This is a genomic window from Galbibacter kalidii, assembly GCF_026241135.1.
Taxonomy (GTDB): Bacteria; Bacteroidota; Bacteroidia; order Flavobacteriales; family Flavobacteriaceae; genus Galbibacter.
Window position 1 is genome coordinate 36,520 of record NZ_JAPFGA010000024.1, and the last position, 15,629, is coordinate 52,148.

General features: G+C 36.8%; 14 protein-coding genes and 1 pseudogene. 8 read left to right on the forward strand and 7 right to left on the reverse strand.

Going from position 1 to position 15,629, the window contains the following annotated elements; all coding sequences use genetic code 11:
* Positions 1-2: 2 nt before the first annotated feature.
* On the reverse strand, positions 3-1,436 hold the full coding sequence (locus OOZ15_RS18250) for a RagB/SusD family nutrient uptake outer membrane protein (protein ID WP_265957887.1): 1,434 nt from the start codon (positions 1,434-1,436) through the stop codon (positions 3-5).
* Between the two features lie 18 nt (positions 1,437-1,454).
* Entirely contained in the window at positions 1,455-4,493 is a 3,039-nt protein-coding gene (locus tag OOZ15_RS18255) for a SusC/RagA family TonB-linked outer membrane protein (protein ID WP_265957888.1), read from the reverse strand.
* A 978-nt stretch (positions 4,494-5,471) separates the two neighbouring features.
* Between OOZ15_RS18255 and OOZ15_RS18260 the strand changes: the two genes are divergently transcribed.
* From OOZ15_RS18260 to OOZ15_RS18290, 7 genes are all read left to right on the forward strand, one after another.
* Complete coding sequence (locus OOZ15_RS18260) at positions 5,472-5,867, forward strand: helix-turn-helix domain-containing protein (RefSeq protein ID WP_265957889.1); 396 nt, start codon at positions 5,472-5,474, stop codon at positions 5,865-5,867.
* 22 nt (positions 5,868-5,889) lie between these two features.
* Positions 5,890-6,288 carry a helix-turn-helix domain-containing protein gene (locus OOZ15_RS18265; RefSeq protein WP_265957890.1) on the forward strand — a complete coding sequence of 133 codons (399 nt, stop codon included), beginning with the start codon at positions 5,890-5,892 and terminating at the stop codon, positions 6,286-6,288.
* Positions 6,289-6,461: 173 nt separating this feature from the next.
* Entirely contained in the window at positions 6,462-6,974 is a 513-nt protein-coding gene (locus tag OOZ15_RS18270; RefSeq protein ID WP_265957891.1) for an ORF6N domain-containing protein, read from the forward strand.
* Positions 6,975-6,976: 2 nt separating this feature from the next.
* Positions 6,977-7,978: an AlbA family DNA-binding domain-containing protein gene (locus OOZ15_RS18275; RefSeq protein ID WP_265957892.1), complete on the forward strand. Its 1,002-nt coding sequence runs from the start codon at positions 6,977-6,979 to the stop codon at positions 7,976-7,978.
* A gap of 477 nt (positions 7,979-8,455) precedes the next feature.
* Positions 8,456-8,698 carry a ribbon-helix-helix domain-containing protein gene (locus OOZ15_RS18280; protein WP_265957893.1) on the forward strand — a complete coding sequence of 81 codons (243 nt, stop codon included), beginning with the start codon at positions 8,456-8,458 and terminating at the stop codon, positions 8,696-8,698.
* A complete protein-coding gene (locus tag OOZ15_RS18285) occupies positions 8,699-8,971 on the forward strand; it encodes a type II toxin-antitoxin system RelE/ParE family toxin (protein ID WP_265957894.1) in 273 nt (90 codons plus the stop codon). It abuts the gene before it with no gap.
* Between the two features lie 116 nt (positions 8,972-9,087).
* A complete protein-coding gene (locus OOZ15_RS18290) occupies positions 9,088-9,312 on the forward strand; it encodes a hypothetical protein (RefSeq protein WP_265957895.1) in 225 nt (74 codons plus the stop codon).
* A 164-nt stretch (positions 9,313-9,476) separates the two neighbouring features.
* Here OOZ15_RS18290 and OOZ15_RS18295 read toward each other — a convergent pair whose 3' ends face one another.
* From OOZ15_RS18295 to OOZ15_RS20530, 3 genes are all read right to left on the reverse strand, one after another.
* Positions 9,477-10,058: a hypothetical protein gene (locus OOZ15_RS18295; RefSeq protein WP_265957896.1), complete on the reverse strand. Its 582-nt coding sequence runs from the start codon at positions 10,056-10,058 to the stop codon at positions 9,477-9,479.
* Between the two features lie 19 nt (positions 10,059-10,077).
* Positions 10,078-11,682 (reverse strand): hypothetical protein, encoded by a 1,605-nt coding sequence (locus OOZ15_RS18300; RefSeq protein WP_265957897.1) that lies wholly within the window; start codon positions 11,680-11,682, stop codon positions 10,078-10,080.
* Between the two features lie 451 nt (positions 11,683-12,133).
* Positions 12,134-12,502 carry a hypothetical protein gene (locus tag OOZ15_RS20530; RefSeq protein ID WP_489666415.1) on the reverse strand — a complete coding sequence of 123 codons (369 nt, stop codon included), beginning with the start codon at positions 12,500-12,502 and terminating at the stop codon, positions 12,134-12,136.
* A gap of 922 nt (positions 12,503-13,424) precedes the next feature.
* Between OOZ15_RS20530 and OOZ15_RS18310 the strand changes: the two genes are divergently transcribed.
* Complete coding sequence (locus OOZ15_RS18310; protein ID WP_265957899.1) at positions 13,425-14,408, forward strand: PDDEXK nuclease domain-containing protein; 984 nt, start codon at positions 13,425-13,427, stop codon at positions 14,406-14,408.
* A gap of 228 nt (positions 14,409-14,636) precedes the next feature.
* Here the strand turns inward: OOZ15_RS18310 and OOZ15_RS18315 are convergent, their stop codons facing one another.
* A complete protein-coding gene (locus tag OOZ15_RS18315) occupies positions 14,637-15,458 on the reverse strand; it encodes an IS982 family transposase (RefSeq protein ID WP_265957900.1) in 822 nt (273 codons plus the stop codon).
* Positions 15,459-15,535: 77 nt separating this feature from the next.
* Positions 15,536-15,629 (reverse strand): annotated as a pseudogene (locus tag OOZ15_RS18320) (IS1595 family transposase); the annotation flags it as partial.

Genomic DNA, 15,629 nt, shown 5'->3' on the forward strand with positions numbered 1-15,629 from the left:
GTCTAATACCCTAAATTTTGAGGTAATAAATTGGGATTGATTTCTAATTCTGATTCTGGGATTGGGAACAATACATCGGTTTCCTGCCAATTTGGTTTCACTAAACTTAAAATCGATCCTGCATTTCCAGTTCGCTTTAAATCAAACCAGCGTTGTCCATGCTCTGCAAACAGTTCCACCCGGCGCTCCTGAATAATGGCCTCCAACAAATCATTCATTGAATTGGCCATAGTATTGGATAGACCTGCTCGATTTCGAATCCTATTTAAATCATTCTGTGCTCCAGAGATATTTTCAAGATGTGCTCTTGCTTCAGCTCTTATCAAATACTGTTCAGCTAAACGAAAAACAATAGAGTATTCCAAAGATTGAGATTCCGTTATATAGGCTTTGTACTTATAGGGAAAATATAAAGTTACTGTACCGTCTATATTTGATGCTGTACCAATCCAATTATTTAGCCGCAAATCACCTGGTTCAAAAGCATCCAATAAGGAGTCTGTTAAAGCAAATTGCTGCCCGGGAATGGCCTGTATAATAAATTGATTGGCTTCATGCGTATTTTTAGGGCTATCGCCAGGCTTTAATTGCCAAAGCGTTTCTGATGATTCCTTTAAAAACACCTTACTAATATTGGGTTCCAGACTATGTTTGCCGATTAGCTGGGTTGCCGTTGATTCTGCCATTTCCCAATTTTGAACGTATAGATATATTCTCGAAAGCAGAGCTAAAGCAGTATCTTGACTGGGTAGCACTCTTTCACCAGTTACATTTATATTTTCAAGTAAATCAACGGCACTTGTAAGATCTGAAATAACATGCTCATACACTTCGGCTACAGGTAAACGAGCTACTGAATTATTTTCTGAATAATTGGTTGAAGTTATATAAGGGATATCGCCGTAAAGATTAGTCAACAGGCTATGTATGTAAGCCCTAACAAATAGGGCTTGACCTTTATATCGTGCTTTGTTTTCAGCATTTAACGCATTTGAATTTTCCACGCCCCCAATAATATCATTGGTAGCATATATCAAATTATAAGCATTGTTCCACCAACTCAAAAGAACAGCGTTTGAAGCTGTCACATTATGATGAAACAATTCATTACTATTGGTATCAAAACCATAGTAATCCAGTTCATCACTATAAATACCCATCAATGTTGTCATACCAGACCTACCCGACACCATACTACCTTGTTCACGTATTTTATAAAAAATATTGGCTAGTGCAGACTCTACTGTTGCTGGGTCGCTAAATACTGTTTCTGATATCAACAAATTCTTTGGGGGCTCCACTTCCACAAAATCGCTACATGAAGTCAACCCAATGATTAAAGAGAATAAGGTTAATAATTTCAGTATTTGACATCTACATATTAAATCATTGATTCTATATTTTTTTAAAAATATTTTTTTTTGTATCTGTTTCATGATATAAGTTTTTATTAATTAAAATACCACTTGAAGCCCAAGCGTAATATTCTTTAAAGGCGGTAAAACTATACTTGAAGGTTGTTCTGGATCGGGACCTTCGTAATCAGTAAAAGTCAAAAGGTTTTGTCCTTGGAGGTATACGTTTACTTCTAAATTATTATTTATGGATGGAACCTGATAATTTAATGAAATGTTACGTAGACGAATAAAGGAAGCATCGGACACAGCTGCATTACTTTCACTCTGATTAAAATCACTGGGGCCCACACTGGGAGAAAGTCCGCCAGATGCTCGTTGATATGGGTTTGTGTCACCTTGTTGTTGCCATCGATCAAGCAAACTCACAGGCCTATTTCCTCTTAACCCTGGAGTTGTTCTCCATCTTAAATTATTGAATGCTTTCTGCTTTTTAAACTGAAAGAAAAAATCAAGGGTGAGATTTTTATAGCTAAGTGTATTTCTTAGACCTCCATAAAATTTAGGGGTAAAATCCTCTACCCATTGTTTATCTTCTGGACTACGTATATTACCATCAGCATTATAATCTTCAAACTGATAGATTCCAGTATCTGGATCGATGCCTAATGCATTATATAACTTTACGATAGTTATAGGTTCTCCTATAATCAATCTGTTTGCATAAGTGGACGTTTCTAAATCATCAAACTTTATTAGTTTATTCCTTGGAACCGTGATATTAAATGTTGTTGTCCAATTAAAATTCTTAGTCTGTAAATTTATCACTTGTAAATCGACCTCAAACCCAGTATTCTCTACAGTCGCATCAAAATTTCCAGTTAGTTCTGAAAACCCTGTTGTAGCCGTTAAAGGAATTCCTATTAACTGGTTTGAAGACCGATTCCTATACCAAGATGTATTTAAAAATAATCTATCATTGAAAAACCCTAGCTCTAATGCGACTTCAAATTTTTGATTTTCTTCCCAACCAAATAAGGGGTTAAAAATCCCTGTAGGCTCCAATATGGTTATCCCATCATAATCAAAACCGGTAATATTATAGGTGTCTAAGAATTTATAATCACCAATATTGTCACTGCCTGTTGTTCCATAGCTAGCACGTAGCTTACCAAAACTTAAAATGGAACTACCGCTGAAGATGGCTTCTTTTGAAAAAAGCCATGCAAGTCCAACTGCACCAAAGTTCCCAAACTGTTTTCCCGGGCCAAAGCGGGAAGACCCATCTCTACGTCCTGTTAGATTAAGAATATATTTGCTGTCCCAACTGAAGTTAAAACGCCCAAAAAAAGCCTGGTAACTATACTCGCTGTCTGCATCTTGTAGAACTTCTAAAATTTCTGCTGCCGATAAATTAAATATTAGGTTGTTGTTGGGAAAGCCTGTTCCTTTTTGAACAAATTGTTGGGTTGTTTCTCTTTGAAATGTCGCTCCCATCAGGATATTAATTTTGGTTTTGTTCCACTCTTTATTCCAATTTAATTGAGGTTCTGCTATCCAAGATTGACGTTTGGAATTATTGGTTGTAATAGAAGAATTATTTTTCGGAGTAAACCCAAGCTGGGGATTTCTAGCAGAACTAGGTAATGTTTTATAAGATTCCAGACTATAAGTATTATAACCTAAACTGGTCTTAAATTCCAGATTGGGGAATAACATATAGGATATTCCTGCGTTAACAATTAGGGAGTTTATTTCTACTTGATAATCCTCCTCTAAAGATGCTATAGGATTATCCCATGTATTGTTTTCCCAATTAATATTACCCTCATCATCATATAACTTCGGCGCATTGGGTTCTAAGGTATAGGCTGAAAATGTAAAATCTGTTCTAGGTAATTGATTTTTTTCATCAGTATAAATTGTAGACAGATTTATTTTAAAGCGATTATCAGCGGATTGGTGATTTAACTTATTATGGACTGTTGCCTTTTTATAATTTGCATCCCCAGGGAATACCGTCGTTTCTTTTTGGTATGCACCACTAATTAAAAACTGCGTCTGTGAGCTACCTCCGGATACAGCTAGCTGAGCATTGTTACGATATGCCGTACCTCCAATTAATTCTTTTTGCCAGTCGGTGTAACGGTTGTTGTCCCAACTCTTTATGTCAGGCCAGAAAAAATCGTATGCGGAGTCATCTAAAAAAGGGCCAAAACCATCATTAATTACTCCTTCTCTTCTTACCTCTAAATATTGTTCAGTATTCATAAGTTCCAAAAAGTTGGAGACCCGCCCAATTGTATTACTTATATTGACATTGATACGCGTTCTTCCAATTTTTCCTTTTTTAGTAGTAATTAGTACTACGCCATTTGCTCCCCTTGAGCCATAAATTGCCGTGGCGTCAGCATCCTTTAACACTTCAATACTTTTAATATCACCAGGATTAATGGCATTCAAAGGGCTTATATTTCCGGCAAGTATTTGACCTGATACATCATAGGAACCCAACGATTGAGAACTAAAAGGAACCCCATCAATAATATATAATGGCTCTGTGCTCCCATTTATAAAATTCTTTCCCCTAATTTGTATATTGTACCCTCCACCCGGTAAACCTGTTGACTGAACAATATTCACACCGGGCATATAGCCTTGTATAGCACCTAAAGGATTATTAACAGGCTGTAACTCGATATCTTTTGCAGTTATACGACTAATGTTCCCGGTCCGTTCCTTTTCGGAAACCGTATAATACCCGGCATTAACGGTGACAGCTCCCAAATCTGTAACTGCTTCTTTTAGTTGGACATCAATGGAGCTTAAATCTCCTACCCTTCTTTCCTCAACCTGAAAGCCTATATAGGAGAAAGTTAAAACATCGGTAGGGTGTGCACTGATCATGTAGGTCCCATCTCGGTTTGTGAATGTACCCGATCGGGAATTTTTAATGAGAACATGTACGCCCTCAATGGGAACGCCTTGACTGTCAGTGACCACACCCTCTATCCGATGCTGGTCTTCATCATTGGGTATTTTTGTATTTGCTTTAGTTTGTGCTATAGCTGTAAAGCCATAGAGCAACAGGAGCAAAAATATCAGGCTCCTATACCTTATTGTTTGTGTGTTTTTCATACTTTTGAATTAGTTAGTTTGATTAAACATTCGTTTTAATTAAATCTGCCCTCCAAGAACTGGCCAAGGTAATTGGAGGGTTTTTTTGTTATTCCTGCGTACCTGTGCCGACATTTATCGTCGGTAGGCAGGAATCTCATAAATGGTTTTTTATTTGGTCATAGGCATTTGGTTTTGATTTATCTTTATTGTCCTCACCCCAGCCCTCTCCAAAGGAGAGGGGGTTAATCGTGCTTCTTTTGTCTTTTTACAATGGGCTTGCAAACTCTGCGTTCCGTTTGCTAACGCAGCTAGCTAAATATGCCCCTTGCGCCACCTGGCCCCTTCACTAAAAATGTCCACCGGACATTTTTTTTACGCTCGGTCCGGTTTTTAAATATTATTTTCGTTAATTAGCTTAGGCTTTATTCCCTCATCCTCATACTTTCATAAAGTCTGTCTTTTAAGCCAAGGGTTTAATACAAATCTTTGGCTAGGCAGGCATCAAAAAATGAGGTCTCCAAAATGATTTAAAAGCCTGTTTTTCGTCACATGGCCGGATACCATGAAAAATGTGTAGTCGCTAGTTATAGGAGAAAAAATCTATCGTGTACCGGAATACCGAATTTTAAAATTCGGTATTTGGGTTCCTGCTAGTCATCGCGCCATCTGGCTCCGACGCTAAAACAGTCCACCGGACTGTTTCTAAACGCTTGGTCCTGCAGGAATGCAGTCTATCGTTACTCCTTAACAAATAAATCCTAAACAGGTTTTTTTGGCTTCTTAGCAAATAGTCTATCATATTTACTGAAAAAACATAGGTAAGCAAAGCTATTTATAGAATCATCTAATTGGTTTTGTATATTAGCTTTGGCATTCACTTTTTATAATCTTAATAAAAACAAAGGAAAAGAATAAATGAGAATAAAATAAAAATTTAGGGTTGATTTTTATGTTTTCCAGGTTGACTTTTATATCTTTGAGTAAATCATTTTTACTATGACAAAAACTTATCTAAAACCCGAAAGACCTCATATAGGTCGAAATATTAGAACACTTCGGAATCTTAAAGGGATAAAACAGGAAGCATTAGCTGCAGAAACAGGTATTTCTCAATCTGAAATCTCCGAAATAGAGAATTCAGAAAACATTGAGGATGAGCTATTATATAAAATAGCTGAGGTTTTGAATTTAACCCCCGAAGTAATTAAGACTTTTGATGAAACGTATGCGTTTTATAGTATTGATAACAAATTAGAAAATGTTAAAATATATAAAGATGGGTACGGTATTCATCAGGTTTTTAGTCCAATTGAAAAAGTTGTAGAATTGTATGAACGCTTATTAGCCAGCGAAAAAGAGAAAGTCGAAATTCTAAAAAATTCTAAGCAGTAAATAACCTTTAAAACTATAACCTATGCCTGAGACTACAACAAATACTCTAAGTTTGCATAGAGGAAGAAAAGTAGAGAGAGTAAGAAAATTGCGCGGTTGGACGCAGTCCAACCTAGGGGATAGACTTGGTACCACAAAACAAGCCGTTTCTAAATTAGAACAATCTGAAAATATCAGCGATGACAAGCTTAAGGAAGTTGCTAAAGCTTTGGGAGTAACGTTTGAAGGATTAAGGGACTTTAGTGAAGAAAAGGTTCTTTATAATACAAATAATTTCTACGAAAACAGTGGGGTTTCAGCTACTAACATTGCAGCAAATATTGAAACTGTAAATAACCCCTTGAAAGAAACTATCGAGATGTTTGAGCGACAATTGGAAATTGTTCGTAAAGAACTTATAGATGTTTTAAAAAGTAAATAAGGACATACTTTTGCTAAAATTTCGAGAGAAAATGAAAAGCAATTAGCCGTATTACAAGCTTCTTTAAAAGGGAAAGAATAATCAAACATGTCTGGATCACCACTGGCCAAAATTGAGGGTTAATGATATAAATAAAACTTGAGGTCACAAATAGTGACCGCAAATAAAGAGGGATGGTAAAGAAAACTGAGATATTATCTGCAATGCCTATTGAAAATAAAATTCATATTTTCAGAGGACAAAGGGTAATGATTGACAGTGACTTGGCAGAATTGTATGATGTTGAAACAAAGGTTTTAAACCAAGCTGTTAAACGCAATAGTTCTCGTTTCCCTGAGGATTTTATGTTTCAACTCTCAGACGAAGAGTTTAAAATCTTGAGGTCACAGATTGTGACCTCAAATTGGGGAGGCAGAAGAACCCCACCATACGCTTTTACCGAACACGGAACAGTAATGCTGGCCAGTATTCTCAGGAGCCAAACAGCGGTTGAAGTGAGTATTCAAATTGTCAAAGCATTTGTGAAATTCAGGGAAATACTGACTTCGCAAGCTGGACTGGCTAAAAAGATTGATGAACTCGAAAACAAATATGACGACCAGTTTAAACAAGTTTTTGAGGCCATCAGGCAATTGATGACCAACAGTACTCAAGTGTCATCCATTAAAAAAGGCAGAAAAGATTAGAAATGGAAGAATGGACGTTATATAAATTACAACAGCTCATAGAGGATCAAATAGAAGAAAGTAATTCGCTTGATTATAAAGGAGCCGGGGCATTAGCCAAAAGTGATGGGAAGAAAAAAGAGATATCAAAAGATGTATCAGCCTTTGCCAATTCCAATGGCGGGATGATTATTTATGGAATAAGAGAATTCGATAACCCGGACAAAAACCATCTTCCTGAAAAAATTGATCCTGTCCAAAGAAACCAAATCTCTAAAGAGTGGTTGGAACAGGTGATTGCCACCAGAATTCAACCCAAGATAGAGGGACTTGAAATCATACCTGTTACAATTGATGAAATAGCCAACACAGTAGTGTATGTTGTTCAAATCCCTAAAAGTACTACGGCTCATCAAGCTTCCGATAATAAATATTACAAACGTTATAATTTTCAATCGGAAGCTATGCAGGATTACGAAATCCGTGATGTCATGAACCGGATGTCGTACCCTAAAATTGAATTGGAGTTTAAAATAGAATCAAGATATCCAGCAGACGAATTTCCACCCGACCAACCAGATTCTCGAACCAGAACATCAAATACTCTAAAAATATATGCCCGGAACACAGGGAGTGTATATGCCAACTATGTAAACTACTACGTGTACTTTAACAAACACTTTTTAGAAAGTACAGAAACTCAAAACCTTAGGAACTTTAAGGAAGAAGGGGTGGATATGGTAGAATATTATGGAGAAAACACTATTAGGGATGTAGTAGGAACTAAATTGTTTGGAATGGGAGCCACACCTGAATACGGTCCTTCACGATTCGACCCCATTCTACCGGGAATGCATTCGCGACCGGAAATTTTAAAACTTAGAGAAAATATAAATGGTTTTCACAGCAGTCATATCTCCTGGAAAGTTTATGCAGATAACGCAAGGCCAGTAGAAGGTAAAATACAGATTAAAGATATTCCTGTAATCTACATAAAAGAAGACATACAAAGCAATAATATCTAACTGGCGATGCATTTAAAGGGGTAAGAACGATTTCTACCTCCTTCTTTCAACAGGATGGTTATCGGCAATAGAATTTTAATCATATTTTATTTGTTTTAAAAATCGGCTACTTATACACTACCCAGATTATGCATACCGAAAGATCCCTTCATTTTTGCCATCTTTATGCTACGGACAAATAGTCCATCCTCTCGAACTTTATAAGCCTAAAAACAAGTGGTTCTATAAAAAACGAAACCCGCTAGTTTGAATTGCTTCAGGGACTGGAATAAGATAGGACAAAGATAATAAAGAAAGCATAAAAACCCTAAAAAAATCGATTCGCCATAAACAGCTAAATATTATAAAAGTAAAAAGTGTTTGTAATGCACCTTAAAAAAAGCATTGCAAATTCAACGCTTAGCGGAAATTTGACTAAGTTTTTGTTTTGGTTCGATTTTGGTGTATTTTTGTTTTAAATATACACAATTTAGCATCATGGCAAGGCAAACAATAACAATTAACGAACCCAACGACCTTTGGATGAAACACCAGCTTGAAATAAATGAATACTCAAGCAAAAGCGAGTTGATCAATGATTTGATCCGTAAACAAAGGGAACGGGAAGAGGAACGCATATGGCTAAGGAATGAACTGATCAAGGGCGAAGAAAGTGGCATTTCAAACAAAACTATGGCCGAAATATTGCAAACCGCCAAAGAGCATGCTAAAAAAGGTTAAATGAAGTATCTCTTAACGTGCCAGGCAGAAGAAGACTTGATCCAAATATATCTTTATGCTTTAAGCCGTTTCGGGGCCTCACAGGCTGAAAAATACCATAACTCTTTTGAAGAAGAGTTTAGGAGGATAGCCAAAGAACCGGAAATGTTTCCACAGGCTTTCCATATCCGGAAGGGATATCAATATTGCGTGCATGTTTCACACACCATTTTTTTTACCGTAGACGACCATGTCGGGATCGTTAGGATTATTGGGAAACAAAAATTTCCCTAACCTTTTTTATATAAGGTAAAATAAGGGAATGTAATTCTGCTAATTAAAATTCTTCTTGTCGAAATCAAATTGGTTACGGGGTTCTGCCAAATGAAGGAGAAACTGCTGAAAAGCAGATGAAGCCTCTTGGACGGCGACCTACTATAAGGTGTACAAAATACGTTGCCTCTGCTGCGAATATTGAGAATACGAGATTGAGCAGGTTATTAAGCAGTGAATTTATACATCTGTACCCCAATGAAGTCTACGGCCTTGCCAAATCCATCAGCCTTGAACCAAGTCAGCTGTTTCATTACTTCTACGGTGACGGAAAGCGACCAGTGGTGGTGGGGGGTAATTAGTGAAGGGAAAAAAGTAATATTGCATATACTTGTATAGTGCTATAGTTTTACTTTCAATACAATAGATCGGTCTTTCGACCGGCTTTTTTGTTTTATGGGTTTGGTTTTCCGTAATTTGGTTTGGTGGTTTTTTGTATCGGTTTGTGCCACAGTTTCCTTTATTTTTAAAATTTCACGCCAAGACTAATTCCAAATGACTTTACAGTTAGTGAACGAGGTTTTTCTTCTCTCATACCTAATAAAGGTTCTGCATTATCCAATTTGAAATAATTTTGTTCAAAAAATAGATTGCCTGTAATATTAAAATAATCCTTTTTTATAAAAGGAAACCCTAAGCCAAATCTTAGGTTATTTCCACTCTTAAACTTACTTTTATTCAAAGTAAAGTTATTGGCATCTTGTAAATAGATATAAACGTTATCCCTGTCAACAAAATGGTAACGTAAAACCCCTCCAAGCTTCAACATCGAAAAATCAGGCCTGGATTGTACCTGGAAGCCTCCTAAAACCCCTATACTTAATTTTTTAAACAAGTAATAATTGTAACTTCCTTGGATTCCTAATGAAGACAGTAAAAAGCCCTCATCCTGTAATTCCGTATCGATGATTTTATTTTTACCATCGATATAGAAGTAATCTTTCTTATTAGGAAAAACAAAGTCCAATTCTATGGACGTGTCCCATCTACTTTGTGAATATCCCAGCCCGCAGACCAAAACAAGAGCCATTACTATAAATTGTTTCATATAAAAATTATTTTTTAAGTTATCTTATCATCCTATTGCCTTTCCAAGTGCTTCCACGTCTTGCCATTCCATAAAAATCCAGCTCATAATGGGTGTAATTTCTATATGCAGACTCAGCAGGTTTAACACTAAAAGACCATCCACTGCTTTCACCCCAAGCAGCACCAATTATAAAACTGACATCACTGTAAAACTTTTTCTTAATTTTGTTGTCATTTGTACCCTTGCGTTTTTCACCAAAATACAGGACCTCTATTTCGTTCTTGTTTTTTTGATAGGTAACAGCAAATTCTTTTTTTGCTCCACTATTAAATTTGTCATTCAAAAAATCAATCCCCATTTTATACAACGCTTTAACATTGGATTGGCTGGTTATATCCTGTGTGGTCAAGTTCAAGTTGTAATCTCCAGCAATGGGCAAGTTTGGAATATAGATATTTAAGATTTGCTCATTTCCAAAATCAAAGAAAGGTAACTTATTTCGAGTAACATTCAACTGTGTATCTACATAATAATCCCCATTATTTTGACGTACTTTAAATGAGCCATTGTAAAGATATAATGGTGCCTTATATGCATTGTTAAACAGTCGAGGATGCGTTATCGAAGAAATATCTGGTTGTTTGTAATTGTATTTTAGGAGAATACGGTTAATTCCTAAATAAATTTCATCAGACTTGGAAGCCCACCAAACCCAAAACCGCTTTCTTTGCGTTTTGGCTAAAATACCTACAGATTTGTATATCAGCCATGATTGATCCCAAAATTCAGTCTTTATTCTATGTTTACCATCAAAGTAATTAATGCAGTAATAACTCTTCCCGAAAATATTTTGAAACCAATTATCTCTACCTTCACAGATTGGTAAACTGTTAATTATTTGTTGCAATCTTTCCTCTTCTGTCGTCTGAGGTGCAGATGGAGGATTTCCCCCACCAACAGAACCTCCGCCCCCACCATAGCATTCACCTTCAATAGGACGTATGTACCTTGATATCTTGTCATCAACTTTTGTAACACCGCCATATTGTGCCCTCATTTCACAAGGTTCAATTTTATATGCTAAGGTTTTTGATTTTCTACTGGTATTTTTTGCTTGATCGTTCTTTTCTTTAAAAAAGTTAAATAAATAAGTCGAGTCCTTAACATGAGTGAAGAAAAGTCCTTCTTCCTTTGTGAATTTATAAAGTGTGTCATTTACAACTATTTCGTTATCATCATTCACTAGTGATGCAAGCAAAGGGTCAGCTATGAACTCATCTTCTTCAGCTGTAGTTTTGTCATTTACTAAAGATTTACTCAATTGTCTTTTTTGCAAAATCTCTTCTGAAAACTTGGCTTGTAAGTGTTCGTTTTCAGGATTTACTATTGGTTTATGGGAACGAAAACCTTTTTCATAAAGTCTTTCAAATTCTTTTTCTGTTTTTTCTACATTATCATTCTGAAAATCTTCAATTGTTACTTTTAAAGATTCCTTTGATGAAAAGATAAATCGTCCGTTTTCAACAGTTTTCTCTACTATTACTGGAGGTTCGTTGTTTTCTATATTATTAAACTCCATTTCATCTTGGCAGGAAGCCAAAATTAATAATATCAATATGACTGGATATTTATATGTTTTCACTTAATCGCTTATAAAATTATAAAAATTGGTTTGGATTTTCACAGCTTCAGAACCTTTCCTTTTGCTTGCTGGCCTTCCTGGAACCATAGGAGGTCTCTTGAATTTTTTCCAACACCGGATGTTTTTGCCGTAAAGGCGCCATGGCCGTTACGGGAAAACCCCCGTAAACAATAGCCCGCTTTTCTTTTTTGACATATCGGGACTGCACCCTGAGGGGCTTTAGTTCCTTGCAAAACCAATACAGGTGCTGGTTATAACATTTATAAAAGCAGCCTTCCTTAAAAAAGAAGACCTGATCGGGGTGGCTTTCGATAAGCTGTAGTTTTTAGGCTATGGTCATATGTATAGGGTTGGTTGGTTTAAATGTGGTTCTTTAATTTTGAGGCCGCTGCGCGGCCAGGATCAAAAAAGGTTAAAAACCCTGCTGCCCAAGGCAGCAGAGTAAAAGGGATCAAGGGATCCTAGTCTTGGAGACACCGTACGGAGGTGCCGTACGCACGGTAGAGGCTGTATTTCGAATTCGTGCTCGTGCTACTGAAGTACCGGCGACCGGCGACCGTACCGTTTGGTGTACTGATCCAGTAGTCACCGCTGCTACCCTGATAGTTGAGGGACGCATCGCTGTTGCTACGGTAACCGGCAAGGTGGTACCATCTGTACTACTCGTTAGTACAACCCTAGGGATTAACACCCCTCTGTTTGACGCAACAACTTCAAGTTGCGCCGAAGGATCAGGGGAAGAAGCCCCTATTCCTACCTGTGAATATGCAGCATAACTGCAAAATGCAAAAACTACTAAAAAGAGTAATTTATTTTTCATAAAAACCTATTTATCCTAAATCCCATTAGGGAAAAGCTATTTATATATACGTGTACAAAAGTAGAACCTATTATCCATACAAAAGGTATTAGTATGATACTACACAGGGTGTTTATACATCGTTAAACTTCTATCCAATGCATTTCTATCCACACTTTTATGTTTACCCCAGCATCTTACTTAACGCTCCGTTAAAACAACAATCTCCTACCCTAATCGGCAATCTGTACATTAAGAATCTATAGAAATGAAAGCTTCAGGAGGGGCTTCTTTATAAGGTAAGTGTGAAACCCATCGTTAGTTTGTACTTTAAAGAAAGTGCAAGGAAATAATTGGCATTTTTGTTTTATGGGGTTGTGGGTTGGTGTAATTTGGCTTTTAACATTTCATGGACTATCCATGGCTTATCCCTGTAGTATCTATGGGGTAAAATAATGAAGGAAGCTTACATGGTAATGATTGATAAGCTATAGGTTGTATAAAAATGAAAAAAAAGTATATTTGCACGAGCCTAGCATTTTTTTAAAATTATTGGCGGGGATATAAAGAATAAAAACCTGTGCATAGCCCCCCGAATTTTCGGGATAAGCACTAAAAATATGGGGGTATAAACGAGTTGGCAACAGTACGCCTAAGAATGTGCAGATGTGAAGAAGAAACTTAAAATTATATTTACAGGCATGTTTAAGTCAGCCTTTACTGATCCGTTTTTTATTTAATAAAGAATTAGATAAGCGAATCCAGATTACTATACCTATCCAGTTTATCACCCGTTTTAAAACTTACCTTGCAATACTATCCATCTAACTTCGGCATAAGTTCTTTATATAGAAATTGGTCGGTTAAGGCGTAAAAGTTATATTTGGGCAACTTAATACTCAAAAGCATAATAAAATATATCCGAATCACTTATCGAAAAAATATGGACAATCGGTTTACAGACATCATTCAACTTATTAAACAATCCCGGACAAATGCAATTAGAGCCGTAAATGCTGAATTAATTGATCTTTATTGGAAAATTGGGGAGCATGTTAGCAAGAAACTTGAAGAATCGGAGTGGGGAGATGCTGTGGTGGTTGAATTAGCTAAATATATTCAACAGAACGAACCTGAGATAAAAGGATTCTCGGATAAGAACATCTGGAGAATGAAGCAGTTTTACGAGATTTATAAGGATTTTCCAAAACTCTCAACACTGTTGAGAGAAATTAGCTGGTCGCACAATATGGCAATATTTTCAAGGTGCAAAACCACAGAAGAAAGAGAATTCTGTTTGAAGCTCGTTCGGCAAGAGAAATATAGCTTCAGAGAACTCGACCGACAAATTTCCACAAGCCTTTTTGAGCGGACAATGATTGGAAACACAAAACTCTCAACAGCGTTGAGAGAAACTAATCAAGACCTCGCCAATACATTTAAAGATAGTTATGTGTTTGAGTTTTTGAATTTACCAGATTCACACAGTGAAAGTGAATTACAACGTGGACTTGTAAGACAAATGAAAAACTTCATACTTGAGCTCGGCAAAGATTTTTTGTTCATAGGAGAAGAATACAAACTTCAAGTAGGCAACAGCGATTTTTATATCGATTTGTTATTCTATCATCGTGGACTGCAATGTTTGGAAGCTTTTGAACTCAAGACAGATAAATTTAAACCAGGCCATTTAGGGCAATTGAATTTTTATTTAGAATCGTTAGACCGTGATGTAAAGAGACCAAATGAAAACCCAAGTATTGGGGTATTGTTATGTAAAGACAAAGACAGTGAGGTTGTTGAATACGCATTAAGCAGGAGCCTTTCCCCGACAATGGTTTCAGAGTATAAAACACAACTTCCGGACAAGAAGCTATTACAACAAAAATTACACGAGCTTTTTGACAATGAATCCAATAAAGGATAGCCAATCCAATGTGATTGCTTTTTTGTTTTATGGGGTTGTGGGTTTTTGTGATTTGGTTTTTAACATTTCATGGACTATCCATGGCTTATCCTAGGCTTATCCCTAGAGTATCTATGGGGTTAAAAAATGAATGACCCGTCCTAAAATAACAATAAAAGTTTATCGTCCCGAAAACTTTAAGGGATAAAATGTATTAGAGGTCAGTAGTTAACTCGAGTTTCCTATTATTTAAATACAGTTATCAACCTGAAATGCCATAACAAACAATATCAATTTAATGATAAACCCTTGAGGGGTTACCGCATTAATATGTCTTGGCATCAATGCACTGATTTGGCTGATACTGGTCTCTATCCTTTTCCTCATATGCTCTTTGATAAAGGCTACCGAGGGATGGTCTTTTCGTTTAGCGTTTGACTTCCTGCTAACCTGTAGCCCTACCTGTTCGGTTTGCTTGAACAGGTCCTCAATCTCATAGTCGGTATACCCGCTATCCCCAAAGAGGGAACTCTCGGGGGGCAGGTCATGGTACATTTTTTGTAAAACCTGGGAATCATGTTCCCTCCCTGCCACAAGGTACATCTCTACGGGAACGCCTTGGGCGGTGGTCACCAGTTGGACCTTCAGCCCATAGAAATACTCCCGCTTGGAGGCATTGTAACCCCTATATTCTTCTCCCCTGAAAAGTTTGCACCGGCTGATCCTTATATTGTGGCAGACCTTCACCGGAAAGGAATCGATGATATATTCCATCTCACAGCAGATGTATTTGAATGCCCTCCCTATCTGCAAGAGGATAAACATCAAGGTCTCCCCAAGGCGGTGCAACCGTTTGGTGAAACCACTTTTTTGGAGGACATCTTCAAAGACATGGCTGCGCATATAGTCCAAGGCCAGGCTCTGGTTACCCCTAAAGTAAAGGGCTGATACCAAGGCGGTGGTAAGCACTTGGCTGTCGGTAAACCTACGGTTGTTATGTTCTTTATGGTCCATTTCTTTTAAAAGGTCATCCATTAAACAATAAATTGCTATAACTTTGTCCTGGAGCATTTTGAGTCGTTTTTGAAGTTGAACATCTCAAAAATACTAAACTCATTTTGCTCCTCTTTTTAGGAAACTCGGGTTAGTTAGTTACTTATCAATTTCGATTGATATACAACATCACTATTGACCATTTTGGTAATAAGGTTATTAAATATTGTTTCCTTGCTTTGTGACCTA